The following is a 26713-nucleotide window of genomic DNA, read 5'->3' as shown; positions in this document are numbered from 1 at the left end:
GCGATGAGGCCCTTACAGACAACAAAGAAACAAGACACAAGCACTACCCGAGCAATCAACGCGCTGCCTGCCTGGGCAACGCAGTTTCATAAAAACAACAGCGAGGTGAAAGCATGTCTGGCAATCGTGGTGTCGTGTATCTCGGCAACGGCAAGGTCGAAGTACAGAAAATCGACTATCCAAAAATGCAGGACCCGCGTGGCAGGAAGATCGAGCACGGCGTCATCCTGCGCGTGGTATCCACCAACATCTGCGGCTCCGACCAGCACATGGTGCGCGGCCGCACCACCGCTCAGACCGGCCTGGTCCTGGGCCACGAAATCACCGGTGAAGTGATCGAAAAGGGCAACGACGTCGAAAACCTGAAGATCGGCGACCTGGTGTCTGTTCCGTTCAACGTGGCTTGCGGGCGCTGCCGTTCCTGCAAAGAACAACACACCGGCGTCTGCCTGACCGTCAACCCGGCCCGTGCCGGCGGTGCCTACGGTTATGTGGACATGGGTGACTGGACCGGCGGTCAGGCCGAATACGTGCTGGTGCCGTACGCGGATTTCAACCTGTTGAAGCTGCCGGACCGCGACAAGGCCATGGAGAAAATCCGCGACCTGACCTGCCTGTCCGACATCCTGCCGACCGGCTACCACGGCGCCGTCACCGCCGGCGTTGGTCCTGGCAGCTCCGTCTACATCGCGGGTGCCGGTCCGGTTGGCCTGGCGGCTGCCGCTTCCGCCCGCCTGCTGGGTGCCGCTGTGGTCATTATCGGTGACGTCAACCCGATCCGCCTGGCCCACGCCAAGGCCCAGGGTTTTGAAATCGCCGACCTGTCCAAAGACACCCCGCTGCACGAACAGATCGCCGCGCTGCTGGGCGAACCGGAAGTCGACTGCGCCGTTGACGCGGTGGGCTTCGAAGCCCGTGGTCACGGCCATGAAGGCGTCAAGCACGAAGCTCCGGCCACCGTGCTCAACTCGTTGATGGGTGTGGTTCGCGTGGCCGGCAAGATCGGCATCCCCGGCCTCTACGTCACCGAAGACCCGGGCGCGGTCGATGCCGCGGCAAAAATGGGCAGCCTGAGCATCCGTTTCGGTCTGGGCTGGGCCAAGTCCCACAGCTTCCACACCGGCCAGACCCCGGTGATGAAGTACAACCGCCAACTGATGCAAGCCATCATGTGGGATCGCATCAACATCGCAGAAATCGTCGGCGTACAGGTCATCAGCCTGGACGACGCGCCTAAAGGCTACGGCGAGTTCGATGCAGGCGTACCGAAGAAGTTTGTGATCGATCCGCACAAGATGTTCAGTGCGGCCTAAGCGGTAGGCAAGACGGAAAAAGGGCGACAGTGATGTCGCCCTTTTTATTCGGCACAGCGCAAGCAGCAGCTTGTAGTACTGAAGCGACTGGGCTTACTCGTCGTCGCTGATGACCTGAAGATTGATCGCGTAATATTGCCCATCGTCGCCCAACATCAACTCGTACGCCACTTTCTGTCCGGGTTTTATGACCGGCCCGCCTTCTTCGACTGGAGGGACCCTGAAGAAGATGTTTTGCCCATTTGCATGGGACGGCGTTAATCCAATGCCGCCTTCAGCGGAGTCATGACGCTTTACAGGCTGCTTTTCCATGGCAAAACTCCTATCAAAAGAGTTTGGGCCTGCGGTCCGGAGTGCGAGCTGTCGAAACATACCCGCACCGCGACCAACTTATGCAGGTTGAACATTGTCGGCTTGCATGCCTTTTTGCCCTTTGGCAGCCTCATAGGTCACTTTTTGTCCTTCCTTCAAGGTCTTGAAACCGTCGCCTTTTATAGCTTTGAAATGGACGAAGAGATCATCACCGCCGTCATCCGGTGTGATAAAACCATAGCCCTTTTCATCGTTGAACCACTTTACTGTTCCGTTACTCATGTTCTTCTCGCCTGGATGAAGGGTTGGTGCGGGTAAGCGATGGGGGTCGCTTGTATCTCGTTGATGCGTGATTGAGCTTAACTCAGTGAAAAGGGTTGCCTACTGTCAGAGTTGACAGTGGGCGAGGGCTTTATGGAATAACTGCTCGTCTTGTTATGTCCAGCAGAGCAGCGCCTGGCGGTTCGCCGACATGGGGTCGTTCCCTGAATAGGCTGGTATTTATTCCAGCGTCACTCTGGTGGCCTGCATGCCCTTGCTATATTCAGATGAATTATGACTTAACAATCAAAAGCTAAGGTTGAAGTAGTCGGCGGTTATCAGCTTGCAGGCCTTAGTGTCCAGGCTCTCGCAGCGATTGTCTTCCCATGGCGAAAATCCCGGTTCCACAACCTGGAGATACTCCAGCGTCAAGTTTATTTCGCCGTATTTGCACGTGATGGTCATCCTTGTGGGCGTCTGCTCGGCGTCGTCGGGCTCATCAATAGCGTATTCGGCACCGTTGAATTGCAGCAGAGCCGGATCGACCACGTCCACCAGGCTTTGGCTCTGCCACTCGCGATCATCCTGTACTTCGACTGAATAGATATCTTCCACGGATTCAATTTTTCTGTGGATGTCAGTGACGGCGGGACAGGTTATTTCATTGGCCTGGATATGGCCGACAAACAGCATCAGTAATCCCGCCCCTTTCGCCAGTGTGTTTTGCATGTGTCGGGTTCCCAGGTTTGGTTGGTTGCTATGGTTTGCGGCTTTTTTCCGGCGGGCTACTGTCAGTGTTGACAGTTGTTCATACCCATTTTGAATAACAAACATGTACCTATTGAGTCTTGGCAATAACACTTCAACTGTTTTTGTTTATATAAGCGGTCGCCTGCGTCTGACGCGGGGCACTGGGACAATGAATGGCGTGCCGGGCATACGGCGTGTGTGGGGGAACAATCCTCGCCCGCCCCAGTCAAACGCACGATTTTGCGCCGCCCCTTTAGTGGGCGGCTTTTTCATGGCTCAAGAGGATGTCCCGGATGAAGGTTTCACGAGGTTTTGCACTGTCTTGCCTGCTCGCGCTGGCAAGCAGCCCGGCCTTCGCGCAGTTCAGCCTCAGTGATGCGGCCAATGCGGTGGCGGCGATGCAGGGCGATCAGCAGGGGGAAGGCGCGGTGGCAGCTGCGCCGCAAGCTGCCGGGTTGCTCAATACCCTGGGCTCGGAGCTCAAGATCACCCCGGAACAGGCCATCGGCGGTGCCGGTGCGATGCTGGGGCTGGCGAAGAACCGACTCAGTGAGCCGCAGTTTTCCGAATTGAGCAAAAGCGTGCCGGGCCTCGATCAGATCGCTGGCAACAACGCTATCGGTGGGCTGAATGGCTTGGGTGGCCTGGGCGGTTTGCTCGGTGGCGGGTCGGACAAGAACGCCTTGCTCGACGGCCTGCTGGGTAACGTCAAGGACACCCACGACCTGAACAACGCCTTCAGCGCGCTGGGCATGGACAGCGGCATGATCGGCCAGTTTGCCCCGGTGATCCTTGAATACCTCGGCCAGCAGGGCGTGGCCAGTTCGCTGCTGCAGAACCTGGGTGGAATCTGGGGGGCAGGCGCGGGTATCTGATCAGCCGCGCTCGTTGCGCAAGGCGGCGATGCGCTGATCTTTTTCGATCCAGAGCTGGTTCACCCAGTTCTGGACATGCTGGCGAAACACCGGGTCGTTTTCGTAATCGCCCTGCCACAGCGCCGGGTCCAGTTCGCGGGTCTGGATGTCGATAATGACCTTCGGCACCGCGCCGCTGATCAAAACCCAGAACCCCGGCGTCCGTTCCTGGGGGTACACCACCGTCACGTCCAGCACCGCGTCCAGTTGCTCGCCCAGCGCCGCCAGCACGAATGCCACGCCACCGGCCTTGGGTTTGAGCAGGTGTGTGAAGGGAGACTGTTGCTGTTGGCTCTTGGCGGCGGTGAAGCGTGTGCCTTCGAGGTAATTCACCACGGTGACCGGTTGGCGCTTGAACAGCTCGCAGGCCTGACGGGTGATTTCCAAGTCTTTGCCTGCCAGCTCCGGATTTTTTGCCAGGAAGGCCTTGGTGTAGCGTTTCATGAAAGGGTAATCCAGCGCCCACCAGGCCAGGCCCAGGAACGGTACCCAGATCAGCTCTTTCTTGAGGAAAAACTTGAAGAACGGCGTACGCCGGTTGAGGGCCTGGATCAGCGCGGGGATGTCGACCCAGGACTGGTGATTGCTGATGACCAGATAGGAGGTGTCGCGGCGCAAGTCGCCGCCGCCGCGTATGTCCCAGCGGGTGGGGATGCACAGGGCGAAGATCAGTTTGTCGATTTCGGCCCAGGTTTCGGCGATCCACATCACCGCCCACGAGGCGTAATCACGAAGACGCCCGGGCAGGACCAGTTTAAGCAGCGCGAACACCATCAACGGCCCGAACAGCACCAGGGTGTTGAGTAACAGCAGAAGGGTGACAAAACAGCCGGTGAGCAGGCGGCGCATAAATGACTCTTGCAAACAGGTGGGCGGGCCATGATAAGCAGCTTCGGGCGGCAGACCAAATCGAGGTGAAACGAGCGAAGTGATCTGTGGGAGCAAAGCTTGCTCGCGATGAAGGTAACGCCATTTCTCTGGAAAACCGGGGTGCCCGTATCGCAAGCAGGCTTTGCTCCCACAGACCCCCTTTCCCCGGCAGCGATGTTCTTGACGCCAACCGAACGAATTCACAGCCCACGGTCTAAAATCCCGCTGCCCACCCTTACAAAGGAAGTCCATTACGTGAAATCCCTTCTCGCTCTGCTTTCCCTGGTGGCCCTTCCAGTGCTGGCCGCCGAACCGACCCTGTACGGGCGCTACGAATACATTGCGCTGCCGGAAATCGGCGGTGAGGTGCTCAAGGCCAAGATGGACACCGGCGCCCTGACGGCCTCGCTGTCGGCCAAGGACATCGAAACCTTTACCCGCGACGGCGAGGACTGGGTACGGTTCCGCCTGGCGACCAAAGGCGCGAGCAACAAGCTCTTTGAGCACAAGGTCGCACGCATCAGCAAGATCAAGACCCGTTCGGAAGAAGATGAAGACGACGAATCGGCTGCCCCCAGCAAACGTCCGGTGGTGGAGCTTGAAATGTGCCTGGGTGATGTCAAGCGGACCGTTGAGGTCAACCTGACGGACCGCAGCAGCTTCAACTACCCGCTGCTGATCGGCGCCAAGGCCCTGCGCGAGTTTGATGCGGCGGTGAACCCGGCGCGACGTTTTACCGCTGACAAGCCCGACTGCTGATTTCCCTGATTGACGTGCCCCCGGGGTTGGGGCACCGTTCCGGCAACTTTACTGTCGGGCGCGGACGCCATGCCTCACATTCTGATTGTCGAAGACGAAGCCGCCATTGCCGATACGCTGGTGTTTGCCCTGCAAGGGGAGGGTTTCGGCACCACCTGGCTGAGCCTTGGCGCGGCTGCGCTTGAGCATCAGAAAAGCACCCCGGCGGACCTGATCATCCTCGACGTGGGCCTGCCGGATATCAGTGGATTCGAGACGTGCAAAAATCTCAGACGTTTCAGCGACGTTCCGGTCATCTTTCTTACAGCCCGGGATGCTGAGATCGACCGGGTAGTGGGGCTGGAGATCGGGGCCGACGATTATGTGGTCAAACCGTTCAGCCCTCGGGAAGTGGCGGCGAGGGTCCGCGCCATCCTCAAGCGGGTCGCGCCGCGACCGCCCACGGATCTGGGCGCCGGGCTATTTCAGGTCGACACCGACCGGATGCAGATCAACTATCGTGGCAAACCGCTGAACCTCACCCGCCACGAATTCCGCCTGTTGAACTGTCTGCTGGAGCAACCCGAGCGTGTGTTCAGTCGCGAACAACTGCTCGACGCCCTGGGTGTGGCCAGTGATGCCGGCTACGAGCGCAGCATCGACAGCCACATCAAGAGCGTGCGCGCCAAATTGCGCCTGGTCAGGGCCGAGGCTGAACCGATCCAGACTCACCGTGGCCTCGGTTACAGCTACAGCCCGGGGCAGAGCTGATGTCGCTGGGCATCCGGATTTTCCTGGTGTATGTGCTGTTCATCGGTTTGACCGGGTATTTCGTCCTCAGCACGGTGATGGAAGAAATACGCCCCGGCGTGCGCCAGTCCACCGAAGAAACCCTGGTGGACACCGCTAACCTGATGGCCGAGATCCTGCGGGACGATTTCAAGGCCGGCACCCTCAATCAGAACCGCTGGCCGCAACTGCTCAAGGCTTACGGTGAGCGCCAGCCTGCAGCATCGATCTGGGGGTTGCCAAAGAACCAGGTCAACCATCGCATCTACGTCACGGACGCCAAGGGCATCGTGGTGCTCGACTCCAGTGGTGTGGCGGTGGGCCAGGATTATTCGCGCTGGAACGACGTCTACCTGACCCTGCGCGGGCAGTACGGCGCACGCTCGACCCGCAGCGTTGCCGATGATCCGACGTCTTCGGTGATGCACGTTGGCGCGCCGATTCGCGACAACGGTCGGATTATCGGCGTGGTCACCGTGGCCAAGCCCAACAGTTCGCTGCAACCCTATGTCGACCGCACCGAGCGGCGCCTGTTGGCTTACGGCGCCGGGTTGATCGGCCTGGGGCTGCTGTTGGGCGCCTTGTTGTCGTGGTGGCTGAGCGCGGCGCTACGGCGTTTGACCGTTTATGCCGAGGCCGTCAGCCAGGGGCAACGGGTGGAGGTGCCGCATTATCGCGGCGGCGAGTTCGAGCAACTGGCCGGGGCGGTGGAACACATGCGCACCCAACTGGAAGGCAAGGCTTACGTCGAGCGCTACGTGCATACCCTGACTCACGAACTCAAGAGCCCGCTGGCGGCAATCCGTGGTGCCGCCGAGTTGCTGCAGAGCGACATGCCGACGGCCCAGCGTCAGCGTTTCGTCAGCAACATCGACAACGAAAGCGTGCGCATGCAGCAGTTGATCGAGCGTTTGCTCAACCTGGCCCAGGTCGAGCAGCGACAGGGACTGGAAGAAGAGATTGCCGTGCCGCTGGCGGAATTGATGGACGAACTGCTGGAGGCCCGCAGTGGCTGGATCGAAAGCCGGCAGTTGCGGATCGAGCGGCACATTGCCGTGGACCTGACATTGACGGGAGAGCCGTTTCTGTTGCGTCAGGCCCTGGGCAATCTGCTGGAAAACGCCCTGGACTTCACGCCCGTCAACGGGCTGTTGCGCATGAGTGCCGAGCGTGTCGGCAACCGCGTCGAGATCCGGCTGTTCAATCAGGCCGAACCGATTCCCGCCTACGCCCTGCCGCGTCTGAGTGAACGCTTCTACTCCCTGCCGCGCCCTGACAGTGGTCGCAAGAGCACCGGGTTGGGCCTCAACTTTGTGGAGGAAGTGGTGCAGTTGCATGCCGGGGAGTTCAGTATTGGCAATGTCGAGGGTGGGGTTGAGGTGGTTTTGCGGTTGCCTTGAAAACCGCCTCTGCCGCCTGACAGAACACAACCCTGTGGGAGCGAGCCTGCTCGCGATAGCAGTGGCTCAGCTTGCACGGGTGTTGCTTGACAGTCAGCTATCGCGAGCAGGCTCGCTCCCACAGTTCGTTTGCCTTGGGCAGTCTCCACACAATCTCCACAATCTCTCCATAACCCCAGCACACAGCCGGCTCAAGCTCTCCCTCATTCGAACAGGGAGAGCCCCACATGAACCGCAGCCTCGCCGTAAAACTGGGCATGATTGCCCTATTGATCCTCCTGCTGATGATCCCGTTGTTGATGATCAACGGCCTCATCGACGAGCGTCAGGAACTGCGCGACGGTGTACTGCAGGACATCGCCCGCAGTTCCAGTCACAGCCAGCAACTCATCGGGCCGATGATCGTGGTGCCGTTTCGCAAGGATGTGCGGGTCTGGAATACCAACGAGAAGACCGGCGCGCGGTTCCTGGAAACCGTCGAGCAAAGCGGTGAGTTGTATTTTCTGCCGGAGCAATTGGACGTCGACGGCCAGATCCGCACAGAAACCCGTGCACGCGGGATCTACGAGGCGCGGTTGTTTCATGCCGACAACCGGATCGACGGCCACTTCAAGGTGCCTGAGCGTTTCGGCGTGGCCACCAAGGATTTTGCCGACTACCGCTTTGACGAGCCCTATCTGAGCGTGGGCATCAGCGACATCCGCGGCATCGAGAATGCACTGACCCTGAAGCTCAACCAGCAGACCGTCGATTTCCTGCCCGGCTCGCGGATCGGCTGGCTGGGGCAGGGCGTGCATGTGCCGCTGCCAATGGTCACGGCCCAGAGCAGCACTGAGCTGACCTTCGGTTTCGACCTGCGGCTGCAAGGCACCGGTCAATTGCAGATTCTGCCGGTAGGTAAGTCCACCCAAGTGCACCTGTCGGCCGACTGGCCGCACCCCAGCTTCATCGGCAACTACCTGCCGACCCAGCGCGACATCAATGAGCAGGGCTTCAGTGCCGACTGGCAGACCTCGTTTTTCTCTACCAACCTGCTGGAAACCTTGCAAGCCTGCGAGCCAAGCGATGGCTGTGAAGCGTTTCGCAGCCGTGCCTTTGGTGTGAGTTTCATCGACCCGGTGGACCAATATCTCAAGAGCGACCGGGCGATCAAATATGCACTGCTGTTCATAGCGCTGACGTTTGCCGGGTTCTTTCTCTTCGAAGTGCTCAAGAGCCTGGCGGTGCATCCGGTCCAGTACGCCTTGGTAGGCGTGGCTCTGGCGTTCTTTTACCTGTTGCTGCTGTCCCTGTCGGAACACATCGGTTTTGCCCTGGCGTATTTGCTGTCAGCCAGCGCCTGTGTGCTGCTGATCGGGTTCTATGTCTGTCATGTGTTGCGCAGCGTGAGCCACGGCCTGGGGTTTTCGGCGGGGTTGGCGGGCTTGTACGGTTTGCTCTATGGATTGTTGAGTGCCGAGGACTACGCCTTGCTGATGGGCTCGCTGTTGCTGTTCGGTCTGCTCGGTGTGTTCATGGTATTGACCCGTAAGCTGGACTGGTACCGGGTGGGGGCGAAGCCGACGGCTGCGATGACGTTCGATCTGGGAGAGGTGAAATGAGCCGGTCGCTGGGGTTGCGCGAGGACCGGCAATGGCGAGCAGTGCTGGTGACGCGCATAGGGCAGTTGTTTCCCTTGGATCCGCTGCGCTGCCATCGCGGGCAAGCCTTGCTCCCACAGGCGGAGCAAGGTCTATGTGGGAGCAAGGCTTGCCCGCGACAAGGCCAGTATGGCTAACGCAGGGCTAGATTCTAGGCACTGTCTCGACCATCGAAGGCCGCAAGCTCACTTCGGCAAACCACGCTGCCAATTGTGGATTGGCCTTGCGCCATTCCAGATCGGGATGGCGCAGGTCCAGGTAACCCAGGGCGCAGGCCACGCTGATGGACGCAATGTCGAAATGGCAGGCCAGTTCGGCTATTGCCTCGGCTTCGAGCATGCCCAGGGCGCGGCGGATCTTGTCCCGTTGCGCATCGAGCCACTCGGCCCAGTGTTTTTCTGAAGGTCGCAGGGCGGTTTCGTAGAGAATCATCACCGCGGCATCCATGATTCCGTCAGCCAGGGACGCTAGGGTCAGGCGTCGCCACCGGGCTGCGCCGTCCCGGGGGATCAGCGGATTGCCGACGTGCTGGTGGTCGAGGTATTCAAGAATGACGCGACTGTCGTGGAGCACATTGCCATTGGCCAGGCGCAGGGCCGGGATCTTGCTCAGGGGGTTGTCATCAATGAGTGCCTGGTCTGGCCTGACCGGCGTGAGCTGGCTGAGCTGCAACGCCACGCGGTCTTGCTGGCCGGTTTCGTGCAGCAGCACCAGGACCTTGCGCACGAAAGGCGAAGCGGGGTTGTGGAACAACGTCATGCTGGGGGCCGACATGCAGGTATCCTCGATTAACGGGCAAGGGCTTAGCCTAGACAGTTCCAAGTCGGCAGGCGAGGCCGATTGGATACCAGTGTGGGAGCGAGCCTGCTCGCGATAGCGCAGTGTCAGTCGATATCAATGTGACTGGTTCACCGCCATCGCGAGCAGGCTCGCTCCCACATTGGGTCCGCGTCGGGCTGAAGTTATCTGCGTTTGATCAGCCCCCAGGTTCCCAGCACCGTCGGCACGCCCAAACCCACCCAACTCACGGCATCCCAGGCCCCATCGCCGAGCAATGCCGAAAACAACCCCGCCGCGCTCAGCACGCCGATTGCCACGGGAATACCAAACACTTTCCAGAAACTCGACTGCCGGGGCCTCACGAGACCACCTGCGCCGCGACCGCTGCGCGTTTGGCCGCTTTTCGCCGCACGACCCAAAGGTAGACGCCGCTGCCGAGGACGATGATGGTCAGCACGTCCAGGGTCGCCCAGAAAATCTGCATCGGCCGACCGCCGTAGTCGCCGAAGTGCAGCGGCAGGGACAGGCTCATCATATCCATGTACCACGGCCGTTCAGCCACGGCGGTGACGTCCAGGGTGCTGGCGTCGATCAATACGGGTGTCAGCAGATGGGAGGTCAGGTGGGTGTCACCTTTCATGAACACGCTGTAGTGGTGTTCGCTGGAAAACAGCGTACCGGGGAAGGCGATGAAGCTGGGTTCCATGCCCGGCGCAACTTCTTTGGCGATGTCCAGCAAGCGGGTCGCCGGGGCCAGTTGCGTCAGCGGCGGGGCGTCGCGATAGGGCTCGACCATGGCGCTGAGGCTGTCATTGCGCCAGGCGGCGATGATCAGGTCGGCGCACGCCGCGATGACGCCGGTCACGCCCACCGTCAGCGCCCAGACCAGCGTGACCACGCCGATCAGGTTGTGCAAATCGAGCCAGCGCAGGCGCGTGGATTTATCCTGGCGCACCGTGGCGAATTTCAGGCGGCGCATGAACGGCAGGTACAACACTACACCGGAAACGATGGCGATCACGAACAACAGGCCCATGAACGCCAACAGCAACTTGCCTGGCAAGCCGGCGAACATGTCCACATGCAGGCGCAGCATCACCATCATGAAACCGCCGTTGGCCGAGGGCATTTCCAGGGCCTCGCCGGTGCGGGCATCGAGCATGAACGTGTGGGAGGAATTGGGTTCGGTGCCCGGCGTAGGCGCCATGATGGTGATGACACCGTTGGGATCATCCTCGTCCCAGCCAAAATACTGGACCACCTCACCGGGGCGATGGGCCTTGGCTTTTTCCACCAGTTGCGCAAGGTCCAATGGCGGTGTGTCGGCCGGCATTTCGCGAAGCTCGGGGGCGTCGCCCAGCAGATGCTCGATTTCGTGATGAAAAATCAACGGCAGCCCGGTGATCGCCAGCATCAGCAGAAATACCGTGCAGATCAGGCTGGTCCAGGTGTGGACGAAGGACCAGCGACGGATGGTTTTGCTTTTCATGATTGATCCGAATGCAAAAAGGGCCACAGGTGGCCCTTCAAAAGGTTTACGCAAATGCTAACCGTTTACCATTTGTAATTCACGCTGGCGACGACGCTGCGTTGATCGCCGTAGTAGCAGTAGAAACCGTCACACGTGGACAGGTAGTCCTTGTTGAAGACGTTTTTTGCATCCACCGCCACCGATACCCCTTTGAGCGAGTTGTCCAGGCGACCCAGGTCGTAATGGGCCGAGGCGTCATACACGGTATAGGAACCGACATGGCCCCAGTCGGTGTTGGTGGTGTTGCCATAGGTGTCGCCGACGTAACGCACACCCGCACCGACACCAAAGCCGTCCAGCGGGCCGTTGTGCCAGGTGTAGTCCGCCCAGGCGGTGGCTTGGTTACGCGGCACCTGGGCCATGCGCTTGCCTTTTTCCGCCGTCGTGCCTTTGGTGATTTCACTGTCGTTGTAGGTGTAGGAGCCGATGAGCTTCAGGTTGTCGGTCACGTCGCCCGAGGCCTCCAACTCCAGGCCACGTACCTGTACTTCACCCACTTGGCGGGTGACGTTGTTTTCGGTGACAGAGTTGTTTTTCTGGGTCAGGTCGAACACCGCCGCCGTCAGCAGGGTTTTGGTGCCGGGTGGCTGGTACTTGATGCCCGCTTCGTACTGTTCGCCTTCGGTCGGCTTGAATGCATCGGTGCTGTTGACGTTGGTACCGGCCGCTGCCTGGAAGGACTGGGCGAAAGAAATGTACGGCGTCACGCCATTGTCGAAGACGTAGCTCAGCGCCGCGTTACCGCTGAATTTCTTGTCGCGCTGGGTGTTGGTCGCGCCGGCCTGGTTGTGGAACTCGGTGCCGGTGTGGATCCAGTCTTCACGACCACCCAGGGTCAGACGCCAGTTGTCCAGGGCGATCTGGTCCTGGATGTAGAGACCGGTTTGCTGGGTCTTCTGGTTGTAGTCGTACATGGTGAAGTACTGGACGTTGGAGAAATCCTGTCCGTAGGTCGGGTTGTGGATGTTGCTGGTCGGCACGCCAGTCGAACCCCAATCCCAGCGCGAATTGCTGTTGGAGCGCTGGTGATCCAGGCCCAGCAACAGGGTGTGGCTGAGGGCTCCGGTCTGGAAGTCGGCCTGGAAGTTGTTGTCCACGGCGAACTGGCTGATGTCTTCGTTGATGACGCTGGCGCTGCGCTTGACGTTGCCGTTGGCATCCACGGATTGGTCGGGGCCGTCTGGCCCGAATTGGCCACCTGCGGAGATGCCTTGGGTTTCCAGGTCGCTCTTGGTATAGCGCAGGTTCTGGCGGAACTGCCAAGTGTCGTTCAGACGATGTTCAAACGCATAACCGAGGGCGTAGTAGGTGCGGTCGTAGAATTCCCAGTCCGGGTCACCCAGGTTTTTGTGGTGGGAAATCTTGCCGGCCGGCGACGACAGCTTGGTGCCTTGCAGCGGCAGGAATTGCCCGGTGATGCCGGTGTCGTCGCGGGTGTACTGGGACAGGAAGGTCAGGCGCGTGTCGTCGTTGATGTTCCAGGTCAGGCTCGGGGCGATGTTGTAGCGTTTGTCCGGGATGTGATCGACCTGGGCGTTGCTGTCGCGCACCGTGCCGCTGAGTCGATAGAGGAACTGGCCTTCGTCATCGACCTTGCCGGTGCTGTCGAAGTTGATCTGCTTGTGTTCGTAGCTGCCGGCTTGCAGTTCGACCTCGTGGCTGCTTTGAGCTTGCGGACGACGGCTGACCATGTCCAGCATGCCGCCGGGTGGCGTCTGGCCGTAGATCGAAGACGCCGGACCACGCAGCACGGCGATGCGCTCGAGGTTCCAGGGCTCGATTTTCGGCGTGACGTAGTTGCCCTTGGGCAGCGGCAGACCATCGAGGAACTGCGTCGGTACAAAACCGCGCACCAGCAGCCAGTCGTTGCGTGAGTCCGAGCCGTAGCCGCTGCTCTGCACGCCAGCGGTGTAGCGCAGGGCGTCATTGAGGTTGAGGACCGAGCGATCTTCCATCTGCTGGCGTGTGACCACGGAAACCGAGCGCGGCAGTTCGACAATCGGCGTATCGGTCTTGGTGCCGGCCGCCGTGCGGGTGGCGACATAGCCGTCGGTCGGACCCCATGCGGTCTCGCTGAGGCCGGCGCCGATCACGCTGGTTTCCGGCAAAGCCATGACGCCTTCGGGCACGGCCACCAGGCTGTAGGTGCCGGCGCTGCTTTGTTGCAGTTGAAGGCCGGTGCCGCGCAACGCCTCACGTAATGCGCCAATGGCATCGAACTGGCCCTGGACTGGTGCCGAGGTTTTGCCCGAGGCCAGGGACGGGGTCAGACTCAGGGCGAGCCCGGCCTGACTGGCGATCTGGTTCAGGGTGCTGGCCAATGGTGCGGCGGGCAGGTTGTAGGTGCGCACGCTCGAGGCTTGTTCGGCGGCCAGCAACGGGCCGCTGACCAACGGGGCGGCAAAAGCGATGGCAACGGCCAACAGACTGGGGCGCAACAGGGTGTCTAGCGGGCGGGACATACGGCGGCTCCTGAATGGAAATATTTCTCAATTGCCTTGGTGCCGGATGAAAATTCAAAAGTGATAGGGCTGGATGAAAATAATTTAGATTCAGATTGGGGTGAGGTGTCCTACGGGTCTTCGGATCGGGACGGCTTCATCGCGAGCAGGCTCGCTCCCACAGGGGATCACTGAAGATCAAATGTGGGAGCGAGCCTGCTCGCGATGGGGCCTCAAGGCTTGGTCTCGGCCCTCGGCCCCACCATCACCCACCAGCGCGTGTGATGCTCGACCTGTACCGGTAAGGTCGGCAGCAGGGCGCTGAGTGCCAGATCGGTGTCGTGCAGCGGGAAGCTGCCCGTGATGCGCAGGTCGGCTACCTGTGGCTCGACGCCCAGGTAGCCGCGACGATAGCGTCCCAGCTCATGGACCAGGTCTTCGAGGCGGGCGTTGTCCACTACCAGCATGCCGCGGGTCCAGGCATCGGCGCCCGGACTCAGGGCCATCGTCGGCCCGAGACCGTCGCGGCGCATCAACACCTGCTGGCCTTCACGCAGGATCTGCTCTTCATCGGTGGCCTGTGGATGCGCCGCCACCGCCGACTTCAACACGCTCAAGCGCGTGCCTTCTGCTTCTCGCTTGACCAAAAACCGGGTGCCCAGGGCGCGCATGTTGCCTTCGCGGGTTTCAACGATAAACGGACGCGGGTCGTTGTGGCCGGTTTCCACCAGGATCTCGCCTTCTTGCAGGACAATGCGGCGCTGCTTGTCATCGAAACGCACGTCCAGCGCACTGTGGGTGTTGAGGTTGATCAGCGTGCCGTCGGCCAGGCGCAGGACGCGTTGTTCGCCGGTGGCGGTGCGCTGGTCGGCCAGCCAGTAATCCAGCGGCAAGTAACGATCTCCGGCAAACAACGCCAGGCCGATCACTGCAACAATGCTGGCCAGGCTGCTACCGAGCTTGCGCACCCGGCGACGGATGTTTGCTCTGGATTGCAACAACGCGGCTCGCCCAGGGCCGTTGGCGACACTGAAGCGTTGGTCAAGCATGCCCAGTTGCCGCCAGGCCCGGGCATGTTCTTCGTCGGCGGCATGCCATTGGGCGAACGCTTCCCGCTCCTGGGCACTACCGCCGCCTGAGTCCAAGGACAGTTGCCAGGCAATGGCCGCATCCAGAACCCCGGTCGAGACGGGTTTGGAAGAAGGCGTGCTCATGTCGGCTCACCATAAAGCGCGATGTAGCACTGGCGCATGCCCTGGGCCAGGTACTGCCGCACCCGGGGCACGGAAACCCCCAGGCGCTCGGCGATTTCTGCATGGCTGAGGCCGTCGAGGCGGTTGTAGAGGAAGGCGGCGCGGGCCTTGCTCGACAATTTGCCAAGCAGCCGATCGATAGCCTTGAGGTCTTCGACGATCAGTTGCTGCTCTTCCAACGACGGCTGTTCGTTTTCCGGGATCAGCATCAGCTCGGTGAGGTAGGCCTGCTCCAGCGCCGCCCGACGGAAATAATCGAACAGCAGTCCCTTGGCGATCGCCACCAGAAACGCCCTGGGCTCCCGGGGCGCTGTCAGTTCCTCCCGGCCCAGCAGGCGCACGAAGGTGTCCTGGCTCAGATCTTCGGCCCGTTGCGGGCAGGCCACGTTGCGGCGCAGCCATGCCAATAGCCACCCGCGATGGTCACGGTACAACGCACCAACCAGATCACTGTGGGGGCTTGGGGCTGACGACACGAAGCATCACCGACGTTTTAAGTAACGAGAATTGTTCGCGATTGTCGCAGAGGCGGGGGAGAGAAAGCAATTGGCGCTGGTCGGAGCACGATCCGCAGATTCAGGAGAGTCTGGAGCAAGGCTTGCCCGCGATGGTATCGCCGGGACTGGCAGCCTGGCCGAGTCGCCTGCATCGCGGGCAAGCCTTGCTCCCACAGGTCAACCACCTTGGGCTAAAGCGAAGGCGCCCGTTGCCGTCGCTTCCATTTGCTCAGGTGCTGTTGCAGCTCAAGCGGGCTATGGATCTGCTGCTGACGGGCACGGCTGAACAGAATGAGCGCCAATTCGGCGGTGGCCAGGGCGTCGGCGCTGGCGTTATGACGGTCGAAGACTTGCAATTTGCACCAGTCGATCCAGTCGTCCAGGCCGGCCTTGCGCAGGTGCGCTTGAGGGCAGAGCATCGGCGCCAGGTCAGCGACATCCAGAAACGAATGCTGCAAGCGATAACCGAGGTAATCCTTCAGTGCTCGCCCCAGCATGTGGGAGTCGAACGGCGCATGAAATGCCAGCAGAGGGCTGTCGCCGACGAATTCCATGAACGCCAGCAGCGCCTCGGCGGGGTCGCTGCCGGCGGCAATTTCACTCGGCGCCAGGCCATGGATCAATACGCTGGGTCCCAGCTTCTGCTTGTCGCACTGCAAGGTGCGTTCGAACTGTTGGCTGAAGTCGATGGCGCCGTCTTCTATGACCACCGCACCGATGGACAGCACCTGATCCTTGTTCAGGTTCAACCCCGTGGTTTCCAGATCCAGCACCACCCAGCGTTGCTCCCTCAGGCTGCATTCACCCAGGGGCGCGGGGGCCGGCAGGCGCTCCAGGCGCTGTTGCACGTCTTCAGGCAACATCGGTTGGACCGGGCGTAACCAGGAAAAAATGCTCACAACTGGTACCTCAGCGTCAGGCTGCTTTGCAGCCGTTGGGCTTGGCGCAGGGATTCGCGCAGAATGCGCCGGTCCAGATGATTAAGGCTGTCGGGGTCGACCCGGTTGGAGTAGGGCAGGTTTTCGCGGGTCTGCAGTTGATGTTGTTGCATGCGGGTTTGCTGGATGAAGTGGTAGGCCTCTTCATAGGCCGCGCCATCGAGCGGTTGGATCACGTCCTTGATGACCAGTTGCCGCAAGCGCTCCAGGGTATTGTTGGCTTCGATGCCATTGGCCAGGGCCAGCAGGCGAGCGCCGTCGACAAAAGGCGTCAGGCCTTGCACTTTCAGGTCCAGGGTGGCTTTTTCGCCGTTCTTGCGGCTGAGCACGAAATCCCTGAAGCGTCCCACCGGTGGACGATGACGCAGCGCGTTCTCGGCCATCATGCGCTGGAACAAACGGTTATCGGCCACCTGTTCGAGCACTTGCTGGCGCAACTGCTCACAGCCTTGCTCATCGCCCCAGACCACCCGCAGGTCGAAATAGATACTCGAGCTCAATAGGTTTTCCGGCGTCGCTTCACGAATGAATGCGGCAAAGCGTCGGGCCCATTCGGCGCGGGACAGGCACAGCTCCGGGTTGCCGGCCATGATGTTGCCCTTGCACAAGGTGAAACCACAGAGGGCCAGGCTCTGGTTGATCTGTTGGGCGATGGGCAGCAGCAGCCCGCGGATCTGCGCCGCATGGGCGGCGTCCCGGGCTTCGAACAGGATGCCGTTGTCCTGGTCGGTGTGCAGGGTCTGCTCGCGCCGGCCTTCACTGCCGAAACACAACCAACTGAACGGCACGCCCGGGTCACCCTTGTCGGCCAGGGTCAGTTCGATGACCCGGCACACGGTGTGGTCGTTGAGCAGTGTGATGATCTGGGTGATCTGCGTCGACGACGCACCATGGGCCAGCATGCGCTCGACCAATTGACCGATCTCGCCGCGCAGGGCCACCAGGGTCTCGACTTTCGGGGCGCTGCTGATGGTCCGTGCCAGATGCACCAGGTCGACCCGCTGCAGGGAAAACAGATCGCGCTCGGACACCACGCCGCACAAGCGATGGTCCTTGACCAGACAAACATGGGCGATGTGGCGCTCAGTCATGGCGATGGCCGCGTCGAAGGCGCTGTGGTCCGGCGAGAGATAGAAGGGTGTCGGGGTCATGTGCGCGGCGATGGCTTCGGAAAAATCCCCGGAGCCGTCGGCGACCACATGCCGCAGGTCGCGCAGGGTAAAAATCCCTACCGGCGCTTTTTGCTCGTTCACCACCACAATGCTTCCGACCTGCTGTTCGTGCATCAGTTTCACGGCTTCGCGCAGGGGCATGTCGGGGTTGCAACTCACCGGATGACGCATCGCCAGCTCGCCCAGCCGGGTGTTGAGCGAATATTGGGTGCCGAGGGTTTGCGCGGACTTCTGCTGGACTTGCTGATTGAACTGGTCGAGCAGGCTGCTGACTCCACGCAGCGCGAAATCACGAAACGGGCTCGACAGGGCGAATAGCTTGATGAATGCCTGCTTGTTCAACTGCAGGCAGAAGGTGTCCTCGCCGGCACGGTGTTCGGTGCGCGTGGCCCGCTCGCCCAGCAGCGCGGCAAGGGGGAAGCATTCGCCGGTGGTGATTTCGAAGGTGGTCTCGGTGCCACCTTTTGCCGAATGCGGACGCTCGCCCACGACCCGGCCCTGCTTGACGATATAAAAGTGTTCCACCGTGCCGTCGGCCGGTTTGATGATGGTGTCCCCCGGTGCGTAAAAACGCAGCAGGCATTGCTCCACCAGATAAGCCAGGTGAGCGTTTTCCATTTGGTTGAACGGGGGAAAACGCTGAAGGAATTGCAGCGTTCCCTGGATGTTCTGCAACACCGCGGTTTTCCCAGCCTGGGTAAAGGCGTCCGTTTTTTTCATAACCATGGCGCAGTCTTTTTTGAATTGTTGTGGTCGGATCTGTCCCCATGGTCAACCCCTGAGGGTAGGGTGCCCATTGGACGTAAGTCTAGGTCAACGCAAAAGGCTGGGAACGATAGAAAAATCCCTCGTGTGGTCTATCCGAAGCCTGCAATAAATGTACTTGGAAAAAAATCCGACGAAGTGCACATTGAAGCGACGCAGAACGATGTCTGACCACTGTGCCGGGGATCGATTAAAGAACGTAGAGAGCATCATGTCCGACCACGATATTTTGAGTGACGCCGAGCGCGAGGCGCTGAGTGCCGTCATGCTGGAACCCGACCTGCCGCCGCAACGAGTCTTGATTGTCGATGACGACAAGGACGCCCGTGAGTTGCTATCGGAAATTCTGGCCCTGGACGGCATTCACTGCATGACCGCCGCCAGCGGTGAAACGGCGCTCAAGTTGCTGGAAACCAAGCCGTCGATTGGCCTATTGATCACTGACTTGCGTATGGGCAATGTCGATGGCCTTGAACTGGTCCGCCTGGTCCGTGAGTCGGAGCGGGCAGCGCTGCCGATCATCCTCGTCTCCGGCGATGCCGACGTGAAGGACGCCATCGAAGCGATGCACCTGAGCGTAGTGGATTTTTTGCTCAAGCCTATTGATACGGAAAAATTGCTGGGTCTGGTCAAGCATGAGCTGGGGATGGATCTTTAAAATTGTCTGTGGGAGCCGATGAATCCCACAATGACTCGAGCATCAGCTAGGGCTTGGTGATTTTGCAATGAAAAAGCCCTGATCTTTCGATCAGGGCTTTTTCTTGTGCTGCGTTTTACCCTTCAATCACAGCCCATTGGCTGCCTTGAACTCGCGACGACGACGGTGCAGCACCGGCTCGGTATAGCCGTTAGGCTGCCGGGTGCCTTCGATCACCAACTCCACTGCCGCCTGGAAGGCGATGTTGCTGTCGAAGTCCGGCGCCAGTGGACGGTACAGCGGGTCGCTGGCGTTCTGGCGGTCCACCACCGGCGCCATGCGCTTGAGGCTTTCCATCACCTGGTCCTGGGTGACGATGCCATGGCGCAGCCAGTTGGCGATGTGCTGGCTGGAAATACGCAGCGTCGCACGGTCTTCCATCAGGCCAATATCGTTGATGTCCGGCACCTTGGAGCAACCTACGCCCTGGTCGATCCAGCGCACCACGTAACCGAGGATGCCCTGGGCATTGTTGTCCAGTTCGTTCCTGATCTGCTCCGGCGTCCAGTTCGGGTTCACGGCCAACGGGATGGTCAGGATGTCGTCCACCGAGGCGCGGGCACGTTGGGCCAGTTCGGCCTGACGGGCGAACACGTCGACCTTGTGATAATGCAGCGCGTGCAGCGCTGCAGCGGTCGGCGACGGAACCCACGCGGTGTTGGCACCGGCCATGGGATGAGCGATTTTCTGCTCCAGCATCGCTGCCATCAGGTCCGGCATGGCCCACATGCCCTTGCCGATCTGTGCGCGACCCTGCAGGCCGGTGCTCAGGCCGATATCGACGTTCCAATTCTCATACGCGGCGATCCACTTCTCGGCTTTCATATCAGCCTTGCGCACCATCGGGCCGGCTTCCATGGAGGTGTGGATTTCGTCGCCGGTGCGGTCCAGGAAGCCGGTGTTGATGAACACCACGCGTTCACTGGCGGCCTTGATGCAGGCCTTGAGGTTGACCGTGGTCCGGCGCTCCTCGTCCATGATCCCGACCTTGAGGGTGTTGCGCGGCAGGTTCAGCACGTCCTCGACGCGACCGAACAGTTCGTTGGTGAACGCCGCTTCTTCCGGCCCGTGCATCTTCGGCTTGACGATGTACACCGAGCCGGTACGGCTGTTGCGGCGCGAAGTATTGCCGTTGAGGCTGTGGATTGCCGCCAGGCTGGTGACCAGGCCATCCAGGATGCCTTCCGGTACTTCCTGACCGTCCTTGTCCAGGATCGCGTCGATAGTCATCAGATGACCGACGTTGCGCACGAACAGGAGCGAGCGGCCATGCAGGGTCAGGCCCGAACCGTCCACCGTCGTGTACGCACGATCGGGGTTCATGGTGCGGGTAAACGTCTGACCGCCCTTGGCGACCTGTTCCGACAGATCGCCCTTCATCAGGCCGAGCCAGTTACGGTAGATCACCACTTTGTCATCGGCATCGACGGCGGCGACCGAGTCTTCGCAGTCCATGATGGTGGTCAGTGCCGCTTCCATCAGGATGTCTTTGACGCCGGCGGCATCGGTCTGGCCGACGGGGGTGCTGGCGTCGATCTGGATTTCAAAGTGCAGGCCGTTGTGCTTCAACAGCACGGTGGTCGGTGCCGAAGCGTCGCCCTGGAAACCGATCAGTTGCGCGTCGTCACGCAGGCCGCTGTTGCTGCCGCCCTTGAGGGCAACCACCAGTTTGCCATCGACGATCTTGTAAGCGGTGGAATCGACATGGGAGCCGGCGGCCAACGGCGCGGCTTCGTCGAGGAAGGCGCGGGCAAAGGCAATGACCTTGTCGCCGCGTACCTTGTTGTAGCCTTTGCCTTTCTCCGCGCCGTCGGCTTCGCTGATGGCATCGGTGCCGTACAGCGCGTCGTACAAAGAACCCCAGCGGGCGTTCGAGGCATTGAGGGCGAAGCGGGCATTCATCACCGGCACGACCAGCTGCGGGCCGGCCATGCGGGCGATTTCGTCATCGACATTTTGCGTCGTGGCCTGGAAATCCGCCGCTTCTGGCAGCAGATAACCGATGTCTTGCAGGAAGGCTTTGTAAGCCACGGCGTCGTGGGCCTGGCCGGCACGGGCCTGGTGCCAGGCATCGATCTGTGCCTGGAAATCGTCGCGTTTGGCGAGTAGGGCTTTGTTCTTCGGGGCCAGGTCGTGGATGACTTTGTCGGCACCGGCCCAGAACGCATCGGCGGTGAGGCCGGTTCCGGGGATAGCTTCGTTATTCACGAAGTCGAACAGGACTTTGGCGACCCGCAGGCCACCGACTTGAACGTGTTCAGTCATTGCTTGCCTCACTCTGCTCAGCTATTTCGCTTTTCAGCTCTTCGATTTTGACAATGAAGCCTCGGGACATTTAAACCACAAACCCCGGAACCAGTACATGCCATCGCTGGCGGCTGGGTGGGACCTGTCACGGGCGTTAAGCCTTGCTGACGGGGCTTTCAGGGATGCGACCGCGCCTTGAACAGTCATTGGTCCAACATTATGTAGTGCGCGCTGCGGCATACTACATGATCAATTGCGGTTGTGAAAATTAGACTAATTGCGTCGTTCCGCGACCCACTAAAGTGTTACGGTCACGACGAGGCACGGGATGTTCTCAAAAAACGTATGGATTGTTCCATATAAATCTTGATCTTTGTACACGATGTATCTGGTTTCATCCTGTGGGAGCAAGCTTTGCTCTCACAGGAGCGAGGTATATATCTTTAGGCCATCAGTCTGCTCGCGACCACCTGCCTATACTCTTCTTTCCACAACAAGAGGGCTCGCGCCATGGACCATCTCGTCATCACTGTTTTCGCCCCGGACAAGCCCGGGTTGGTCGAGCAGATCGCCCTTTGCATCGCCGAGCACGGCGGTAACTGGCTGGAAAGCCGCATGTCCCGTCTGGCGGGACAATTTGCCGGGATCCTGCGCCTAAGCGTTCCGGCTGAATCCCATGATGAATTGATCGAAGCCTTGCAAGGCCTGTCGGCCCACAACATCCGCGTGCTGATCGCCGAGGGCATCGTCGAAGAGTCCTGCACTTGGAAGCCTATCGCGATGGAGCTGGTGGGTAATGATCGCCCGGGGATCGTGCGCGACATCACGCGCTTGCTGAGTGAGCAGGGCGTCAACGTCGAGCGACTGGTCACGGACGTGCGGCCGGCGCCGATGAGCAGCGAGTTGCTGTTTCATGCCGAAGCGATCCTCGGGGTGCCAGTGACCTTGTCCCTGGACACTTTGCAGGAACGTTTGGAAACCCTGGCCGATGAGCTGATGGTGGAGCTGAAACTCAGCGACGAGAACTGATACAGGTTATCCAAGGAAAAACTGCGCCTGCCTGTGGATAACCTGTAGAGACACCTCGCCAGCCCACGTCCGCCGGGCGCTGGCGGGATATGATTAAAAAATCACCAGTTTTCAAGGGCTTGTGCACAAACGGCGGGGATCACGCTGTGGATAACCTTGGGAAGGATAAGCGCAGGCCACGCCCGGCGTGGCCTGTGGAGGTTCGTACGTTTTTTGATCAGTTGCGCCGGCGCATGCTGATCACGGCATCGACGCTATACACCGCAAGCCCAGCCCAGATAAACAGGAACGCCACCAATGTGCTGGACGACAGATGCTCACCGAACAGCAGTACGGCGAGCAACAACACCAGCGTCGGTGCGATGTACTGGAGGAACCCGAGGGTGGTGTAGGGCAAATGCCGCGCCGCAGCGTTAAAGCACACCAACGGCACCAGCGTCACGGGCCCTGCCGCCACCAGCCACCAGGCTTCGGAGGTGGTCCAGAAAACGGCTTGGGCGCTGGTAGCCGCCGGGTTGAACAACAACCAGGCAATGGCGATCGGCACCAGCATCCAGGTTTCCACTACCAGTCCGGGTAAAGCCTTGACCGGCGCCTGCTTGCGGATCAGCCCATAAAAGCCGAAGGTCAGCGCCAGCACCAGCGACACCCAAGGCAGGCTGCCCACTTGCCAGACCTGCTGCGCCACACCGACCGCGGCCAACCCCACCGCCAGCCACTGCATGCGCCGCAACCGTTCACCCAGGATCAACATGCCGAGCAATACGTTCACCAGCGGGTTGATGTAGTACCCCAGGCTCGCTTCGAGCATGCGCTCGTTGTTCACCGCCCAGACATAGGTCAACCAGTTGGCCGCGATCAACGTACCGCTCAGGGCCAGGATTGCCAGCCGCTGTGGATTGTCCCGCAGTTCGCGCCACCAGCCCGGGTGTTTCCAGACCATCAGCAACGCCGCGCCGAACAGCGCCGACCACAGCACCCGGTGGATGATGATCTCCACGGACGGCACATTGGCGATGGCTTTGAAATAGATCGGGAACAGACCCCAGATGATGTAGGCACTCAGGCCCAGGATATACCCGCGACGCGGGTTGGCGGCTTGCATGCAGAATCCTTGCTTAGGCAGCTAACAAAAGAGTGATTGTAAGGAGATTTGTCAGATTGTGCTGTGAACCTTTATGAGCGCCATCGCCGGCCCCTGTGGGAGCGAGCCCGCTCGCGATGACGATGGCCCATTCAACATGGACATCGACTGACCTACCGCGATCGCGAGCAGGCTCGCTCCCACAGGGGGGCGGCAGTGGCAAATTAGAACAACTTCAACGGCTCCTCATTGAGCGCCGCCAATTGCTCGCGCAACGCCAACACCTGGTCGCCCCAGTAGCGTTCGCTGCCGAACCACGGGAAGCTGCGCGGGAACGCCGGATCGTCCCAACGGCGCGCCAGCCAGGCGCTGTAGTGCATCAGGCGCAGGGCCCGCAGTGGCTCGATCAAGGCCAGTTCACGCGGGTCAAAGTCATGAAACTCGCGGTAGCCGTCCATCAATTCCGACAACTGCCCCAGGCATTCCTGGCGATCACCGGCGAGCATCATCCACAAATCCTGTACCGCCGGGCCCATGCGGCAGTCGTCCAGGTCGACGATATGAAAAACCTCGTCGCGACACATCATGTTGCCGGGGTGGCAGTCGCCGTGCATGCGGATGTTCTGGTGGGGCGTGGCGGCATAAACCTCTTCGACCCGTTTGAGCAGGTCCCGGGCCACCGACTCGTAGGCCGGAAGCAGGCTGCGGGGTACGAAACCGCTTTGCAGCACGGTGGCCAGCGAATCGTGGCCGAAGTTTTTCACGCCCAACGCTTCACGATGCTCGAACGGACGGGTCGACCCGACCGCGTGCAGGCGCCCGAGCAATTGCCCCAGGCGATAGAGTTGGTCGAGGTTGCCCGGCTCAGGCGCGCGGCCGCCACGACGGGGAAACAGGGTGAAACGAAACCCGGCGTGTTCGTGCAGACTGACGCCGTTGTGAATCAGCGGCGCTACCACCGGCACGTCGCATTCGGCCAGTTCGAAGGTGAAGCGGTGCTCTTCCAGAATCGCTTCGTTGGTCCAGCGCTGAGGGCGATAGAACTTGGCGATCAGCGGCTCGGCGTCTTCGATACCCACCTGATAGACACGGTTTTCATAGCTGTTGAGGGCCAGCACACGGGCATCGCTGAGCAAGCCCATGCTTTCAACGGCATCGAGCACCAGGTCGGGTGTGAGGGTTTCAAACGGATGGGACATGCTGACTCCTGCGCAGCGGCAGGGCTGCCGCGTCCGGCCCAGCATGGTAGCGCAGACGGAGGGAGATAGGTGACGGCTGTGCCGATGCCATCGCGAGCAGGCTCGCTCCCACAGGATTTTGTGGCGCACCGTAGATTGCAGGTGCACTGGAATCAACGTGGGAGCGAGCCTGCTCGCGATAAGGCCCGATCAGGCGCCGATGACCCCGCCATCCTCACGGGTAATCACCATCACCGACGACCGCGGCTTACCGTTGGGCAGATGCTCAGGGAACGTCGAGCCGCCGCTGGGATGCTGGATGCCGACGAACAGGGTTTTGTAGTCCGGCGAGAAGCTGATGCCGGTCACTTCGCAACCCACCGGCCCGACCAGGAATCGACGGATTTCGCCGCTGTCGGGGTCGGCGCAGAGCATCTGGTTGTTGCCCATGCCGGCGAAGTCCCCGGTATTGCTGAAATCACCGTCGGTCTGAATCCACAGCCGCCCGGCCTTGTCGAAGCCCAGGCCATCGGGGCTGTTGAACATGTTCTGGGCGTTGATGTTGGACGAGCCGGCTTTCGGCGTGCCGGCGTGTACCGCCGGGTTGCCGGCGACCACGAACAGATCCCAGGAGAAGGTCTTGGAGGCATGATCGTCGCGGTCGGTGCGCCAGCGCAGGATCTGCCCGTAGACGTTCTTGGCCCGAGGGTTTGGCCCTTCCACCGGTTGACCGGCATCACCGCGCTTGGAGTTGTTGGTCAGGGTGCAATAGACCTGGCCGTCCTTGGGGCTGACCACGATCCACTCGGGGCGGTCCATGCGCGTGGCGCCAACGGCACTGGCGGCCAGGCGCGCATGGATCAGCACTTCGGCCTGGTCAGCGAAACCGCTGCTGGCGTCGATGCCGTTCTTGCCGTGGGTCAGTTCGATCCACTGGCCCTTGCCTTTGGGGTGGTCCGGGTTGCCGTCGCCGGCATCGAAGCGCGCCACATACAAGGTGCCGTGGTCCAGCAGGTTGCGGTTGGCTTTGGCATTGCGATGGTTGATGCGCTCGCGGCTGACGAACTTGTAGATGAATTCGCCGCGCTCGTCATCGCCCATGTACACCACGGCGCGACCGTCATTGGTCTGCGCGAGGGCGGCGTTTTCGTGTTTGAAACGGCCCAGAGCAGTGCGTTTTACCGGGGTGGATTGCGGGTCGAACGGATCGATTTCCACCACCCAGCCATGGCGATTGAGTTCGTTGGGGTTCTTCGCCAGATCAAAACGCGGGTCGTGCAGGTGCCAGTTGATTTCACTGCTGGTGACAGTGGCGCCATAGCGTTTTTGTGCCGCGTCGAACTGCAGGTCCGCCTTGCTGCTGCCGAAGCAGTCAGTGAAGTTCTCTTCGCAGGTCAGGTACGTGCCCCACGGCGTCATGCCGTTGGCGCAGTTCTGGAAAGTCCCCAGCACTTTTTTGCCGCTCTTGTCGGCGCTGGTTTTCAGCAGGTCGTGGCCGGCTGCCGGACCACGTAGGCGAATCGGCGTGTTGCCATGAATCCGGCGGTTGTAGCGCGATTCCTGGACGAACTGCCACTGGCCGCGACGGCGCTGGATCTCGATCACCGACACGCCTTCGGCGGCTTGGGCCTTGCGCACGTCTTCGGCCGACTGAGGCTGGCCGCCGTGAGGGAACAGGTATTGGTAGTTGGTGTACTCGTTGTTGATCGCCATCAGCGCCCGGTTCTTGTCGCCGGGGAATTCGAACAGGCTCATGCCGTCGGTGTTGTCGCCAAACTGCTCTTCCTGAGCGCGGGCTGTTCCATTGCCACTGGGGTCGAACGCCGGTGCATTTTTGCGCAGTGGCTGGCCCCAACTGATCAGCACCGAGGCTTTGTAGCCCGGTGGCAGGGTAATGGTGTCGGCCGTGGCGGCGGCGATGCTTTTAAAGCCCAGCAGCTTGCTGTTGCCTTCGCTCACGGCGGCGGCCAGCACGCTGCGGCTCAGCAGGTTGCCGCCCAGGAACATCGCCGCGCCGCACAGGGCGCCGGCGCTGATGAAGCTTCGACGGCTCAGGCCGACGATCTTTTCCAGGTCGGTGGATTGGTTTTCTTCTAATAGGCTCATCATCAGGC

Annotated in this window: 24 protein-coding genes; 8 read left to right on the top strand and 16 right to left on the bottom strand. The window is 60.7% G+C overall.

The features are described from left to right. The first annotated feature begins 113 nt into the window (after positions 1-113). A complete protein-coding gene (gene fdhA, locus GKKCFE_RS23530; protein WP_047228141.1) occupies positions 114-1313 on the top strand; it encodes a formaldehyde dehydrogenase, glutathione-independent in 1200 nt (399 codons plus the stop codon). A gap of 93 nt (positions 1314-1406) precedes the next feature. Here fdhA and GKKCFE_RS23525 read toward each other — a convergent pair whose 3' ends face one another. The 3 genes from GKKCFE_RS23525 to GKKCFE_RS23515 form a co-directional block, all read right to left on the bottom strand. Beyond that, positions 1407-1625, bottom strand: coding sequence for a hypothetical protein (locus tag GKKCFE_RS23525; protein WP_139048996.1), 219 nt, complete (start codon positions 1623-1625; stop codon positions 1407-1409). Positions 1626-1703: 78 nt separating this feature from the next. Continuing rightward, entirely contained in the window at positions 1704-1907 is a 204-nt protein-coding gene (locus GKKCFE_RS23520; protein WP_139048997.1) for a cold-shock protein, read from the bottom strand. A 285-nt stretch (positions 1908-2192) separates the two neighbouring features. Next, complete coding sequence (locus tag GKKCFE_RS23515) at positions 2193-2615, bottom strand: DUF3757 domain-containing protein (protein WP_139048998.1); 423 nt, start codon at positions 2613-2615, stop codon at positions 2193-2195. Between the two features lie 314 nt (positions 2616-2929). Here GKKCFE_RS23515 and GKKCFE_RS23510 point away from each other — a divergent pair, with 314 nt between their 5' ends. Continuing rightward, positions 2930-3511: a DUF2780 domain-containing protein gene (locus tag GKKCFE_RS23510; protein WP_339492135.1), complete on the top strand. Its 582-nt coding sequence runs from the start codon at positions 2930-2932 to the stop codon at positions 3509-3511. Here the strand turns inward: GKKCFE_RS23510 and GKKCFE_RS23505 are convergent, their stop codons facing one another. Next, positions 3512-4399, bottom strand: a complete 888-nt coding sequence (locus tag GKKCFE_RS23505) for an acyltransferase (protein ID WP_445577155.1) — start codon at positions 4397-4399, stop codon at positions 3512-3514. A gap of 276 nt (positions 4400-4675) precedes the next feature. Between GKKCFE_RS23505 and rloA2 the strand changes: the two genes are divergently transcribed. The 4 genes from rloA2 (at position 4676) to creD (ending at position 8948) form a co-directional block, all read left to right on the top strand. Then, a complete protein-coding gene (rloA2, locus tag GKKCFE_RS23500; RefSeq protein WP_047228137.1) occupies positions 4676-5179 on the top strand; it encodes a retropepsin-like aspartic peptidase RloA2 in 504 nt (167 codons plus the stop codon). Between the two features lie 69 nt (positions 5180-5248). After that, complete coding sequence (gene creB / locus GKKCFE_RS23495; RefSeq protein ID WP_445577154.1) at positions 5249-5929, top strand: two-component system response regulator CreB; 681 nt, start codon at positions 5249-5251, stop codon at positions 5927-5929. Then, positions 5929-7347 (top strand): two-component system sensor histidine kinase CreC, encoded by a 1419-nt coding sequence (creC, locus tag GKKCFE_RS23490; RefSeq protein WP_445577153.1) that lies wholly within the window; start codon positions 5929-5931, stop codon positions 7345-7347. Before creB ends, creC begins: the two co-directional genes overlap by 1 nt. Positions 7348-7574: 227 nt before the next feature. Next, complete coding sequence (creD, locus tag GKKCFE_RS23485) at positions 7575-8948, top strand: cell envelope integrity protein CreD (protein ID WP_445577152.1); 1374 nt, start codon at positions 7575-7577, stop codon at positions 8946-8948. Positions 8949-9131: 183 nt separating this feature from the next. Here creD and GKKCFE_RS23480 read toward each other — a convergent pair whose 3' ends face one another. The 8 genes from GKKCFE_RS23480 to GKKCFE_RS23445 form a co-directional block, all read right to left on the bottom strand. After that, positions 9132-9761, bottom strand: a complete 630-nt coding sequence (locus tag GKKCFE_RS23480) for a glutathione S-transferase (protein ID WP_445577151.1) — start codon at positions 9759-9761, stop codon at positions 9132-9134. A 188-nt stretch (positions 9762-9949) separates the two neighbouring features. Then, the gene (locus GKKCFE_RS23475; protein ID WP_076383409.1) at positions 9950-10129 is read right to left on the bottom strand and encodes a hypothetical protein; all 180 of its coding nucleotides are present in this window, start codon (positions 10127-10129) and stop codon (positions 9950-9952) included. After that, a complete protein-coding gene (locus GKKCFE_RS23470; protein WP_173406477.1) occupies positions 10126-11256 on the bottom strand; it encodes a PepSY-associated TM helix domain-containing protein in 1131 nt (376 codons plus the stop codon). The genes GKKCFE_RS23475 and GKKCFE_RS23470 overlap by 4 nt, the downstream gene beginning before the upstream one ends. A 65-nt stretch (positions 11257-11321) precedes the next feature. Next, a complete protein-coding gene (locus GKKCFE_RS23465) occupies positions 11322-13760 on the bottom strand; it encodes a TonB-dependent siderophore receptor (RefSeq protein WP_445577150.1) in 2439 nt (812 codons plus the stop codon). Positions 13761-13972: 212 nt separating this feature from the next. Then, positions 13973-14953 (bottom strand): FecR domain-containing protein, encoded by a 981-nt coding sequence (locus tag GKKCFE_RS23460; protein ID WP_445577149.1) that lies wholly within the window; start codon positions 14951-14953, stop codon positions 13973-13975. Continuing rightward, positions 14950-15468 carry an RNA polymerase sigma factor gene (locus tag GKKCFE_RS23455; RefSeq protein WP_305466884.1) on the bottom strand — a complete coding sequence of 173 codons (519 nt, stop codon included), beginning with the start codon at positions 15466-15468 and terminating at the stop codon, positions 14950-14952. The genes GKKCFE_RS23460 and GKKCFE_RS23455 overlap by 4 nt, the downstream gene beginning before the upstream one ends. 212 nt (positions 15469-15680) lie before the next feature. After that, complete coding sequence (locus GKKCFE_RS23450) at positions 15681-16388, bottom strand: 3'-5' exonuclease (RefSeq protein ID WP_445577148.1); 708 nt, start codon at positions 16386-16388, stop codon at positions 15681-15683. After that, positions 16385-18319 (bottom strand): putative nucleotidyltransferase substrate binding domain-containing protein, encoded by a 1935-nt coding sequence (locus GKKCFE_RS23445; protein ID WP_305468590.1) that lies wholly within the window; start codon positions 18317-18319, stop codon positions 16385-16387. The genes GKKCFE_RS23450 and GKKCFE_RS23445 overlap by 4 nt, the downstream gene beginning before the upstream one ends. A gap of 256 nt (positions 18320-18575) precedes the next feature. Here GKKCFE_RS23445 and GKKCFE_RS23440 point away from each other — a divergent pair, with 256 nt between their 5' ends. Then, a complete protein-coding gene (locus tag GKKCFE_RS23440) occupies positions 18576-19022 on the top strand; it encodes a response regulator (RefSeq protein ID WP_047228125.1) in 447 nt (148 codons plus the stop codon). A 126-nt stretch (positions 19023-19148) separates the two neighbouring features. Here the strand turns inward: GKKCFE_RS23440 and GKKCFE_RS23435 are convergent, their stop codons facing one another. Beyond that, positions 19149-21326, bottom strand: a complete 2178-nt coding sequence (locus tag GKKCFE_RS23435; protein WP_047228124.1) for a malate synthase G — start codon at positions 21324-21326, stop codon at positions 19149-19151. 492 nt (positions 21327-21818) lie between these two features. Here GKKCFE_RS23435 and GKKCFE_RS23430 point away from each other — a divergent pair, with 492 nt between their 5' ends. Further along, positions 21819-22337 carry a glycine cleavage system protein R gene (locus GKKCFE_RS23430; RefSeq protein ID WP_047228123.1) on the top strand — a complete coding sequence of 173 codons (519 nt, stop codon included), beginning with the start codon at positions 21819-21821 and terminating at the stop codon, positions 22335-22337. Between the two features lie 217 nt (positions 22338-22554). On the opposite strand, the gene rarD is transcribed toward GKKCFE_RS23430, so the two are convergent. From rarD to GKKCFE_RS23415, 3 genes are all read right to left on the bottom strand, one after another. Beyond that, positions 22555-23442, bottom strand: coding sequence for an EamA family transporter RarD (gene rarD, locus GKKCFE_RS23425; RefSeq protein WP_047228122.1), 888 nt, complete (start codon positions 23440-23442; stop codon positions 22555-22557). A 203-nt stretch (positions 23443-23645) separates the two neighbouring features. Next, positions 23646-24620 (bottom strand): serine/threonine protein kinase, encoded by a 975-nt coding sequence (locus GKKCFE_RS23420; RefSeq protein ID WP_047228121.1) that lies wholly within the window; start codon positions 24618-24620, stop codon positions 23646-23648. A 189-nt stretch (positions 24621-24809) separates the two neighbouring features. Then, the gene (locus GKKCFE_RS23415) at positions 24810-26705 is read right to left on the bottom strand and encodes a PhoX family protein (protein ID WP_047228120.1); all 1896 of its coding nucleotides are present in this window, start codon (positions 26703-26705) and stop codon (positions 24810-24812) included. Between the last annotated feature and the right edge of the window lie 8 nt (positions 26706-26713).

Source organism: Pseudomonas sp. E141 (assembly GCF_052659885.1).
This window is presented reverse-complemented; position numbering and strand designations above follow the sequence as displayed.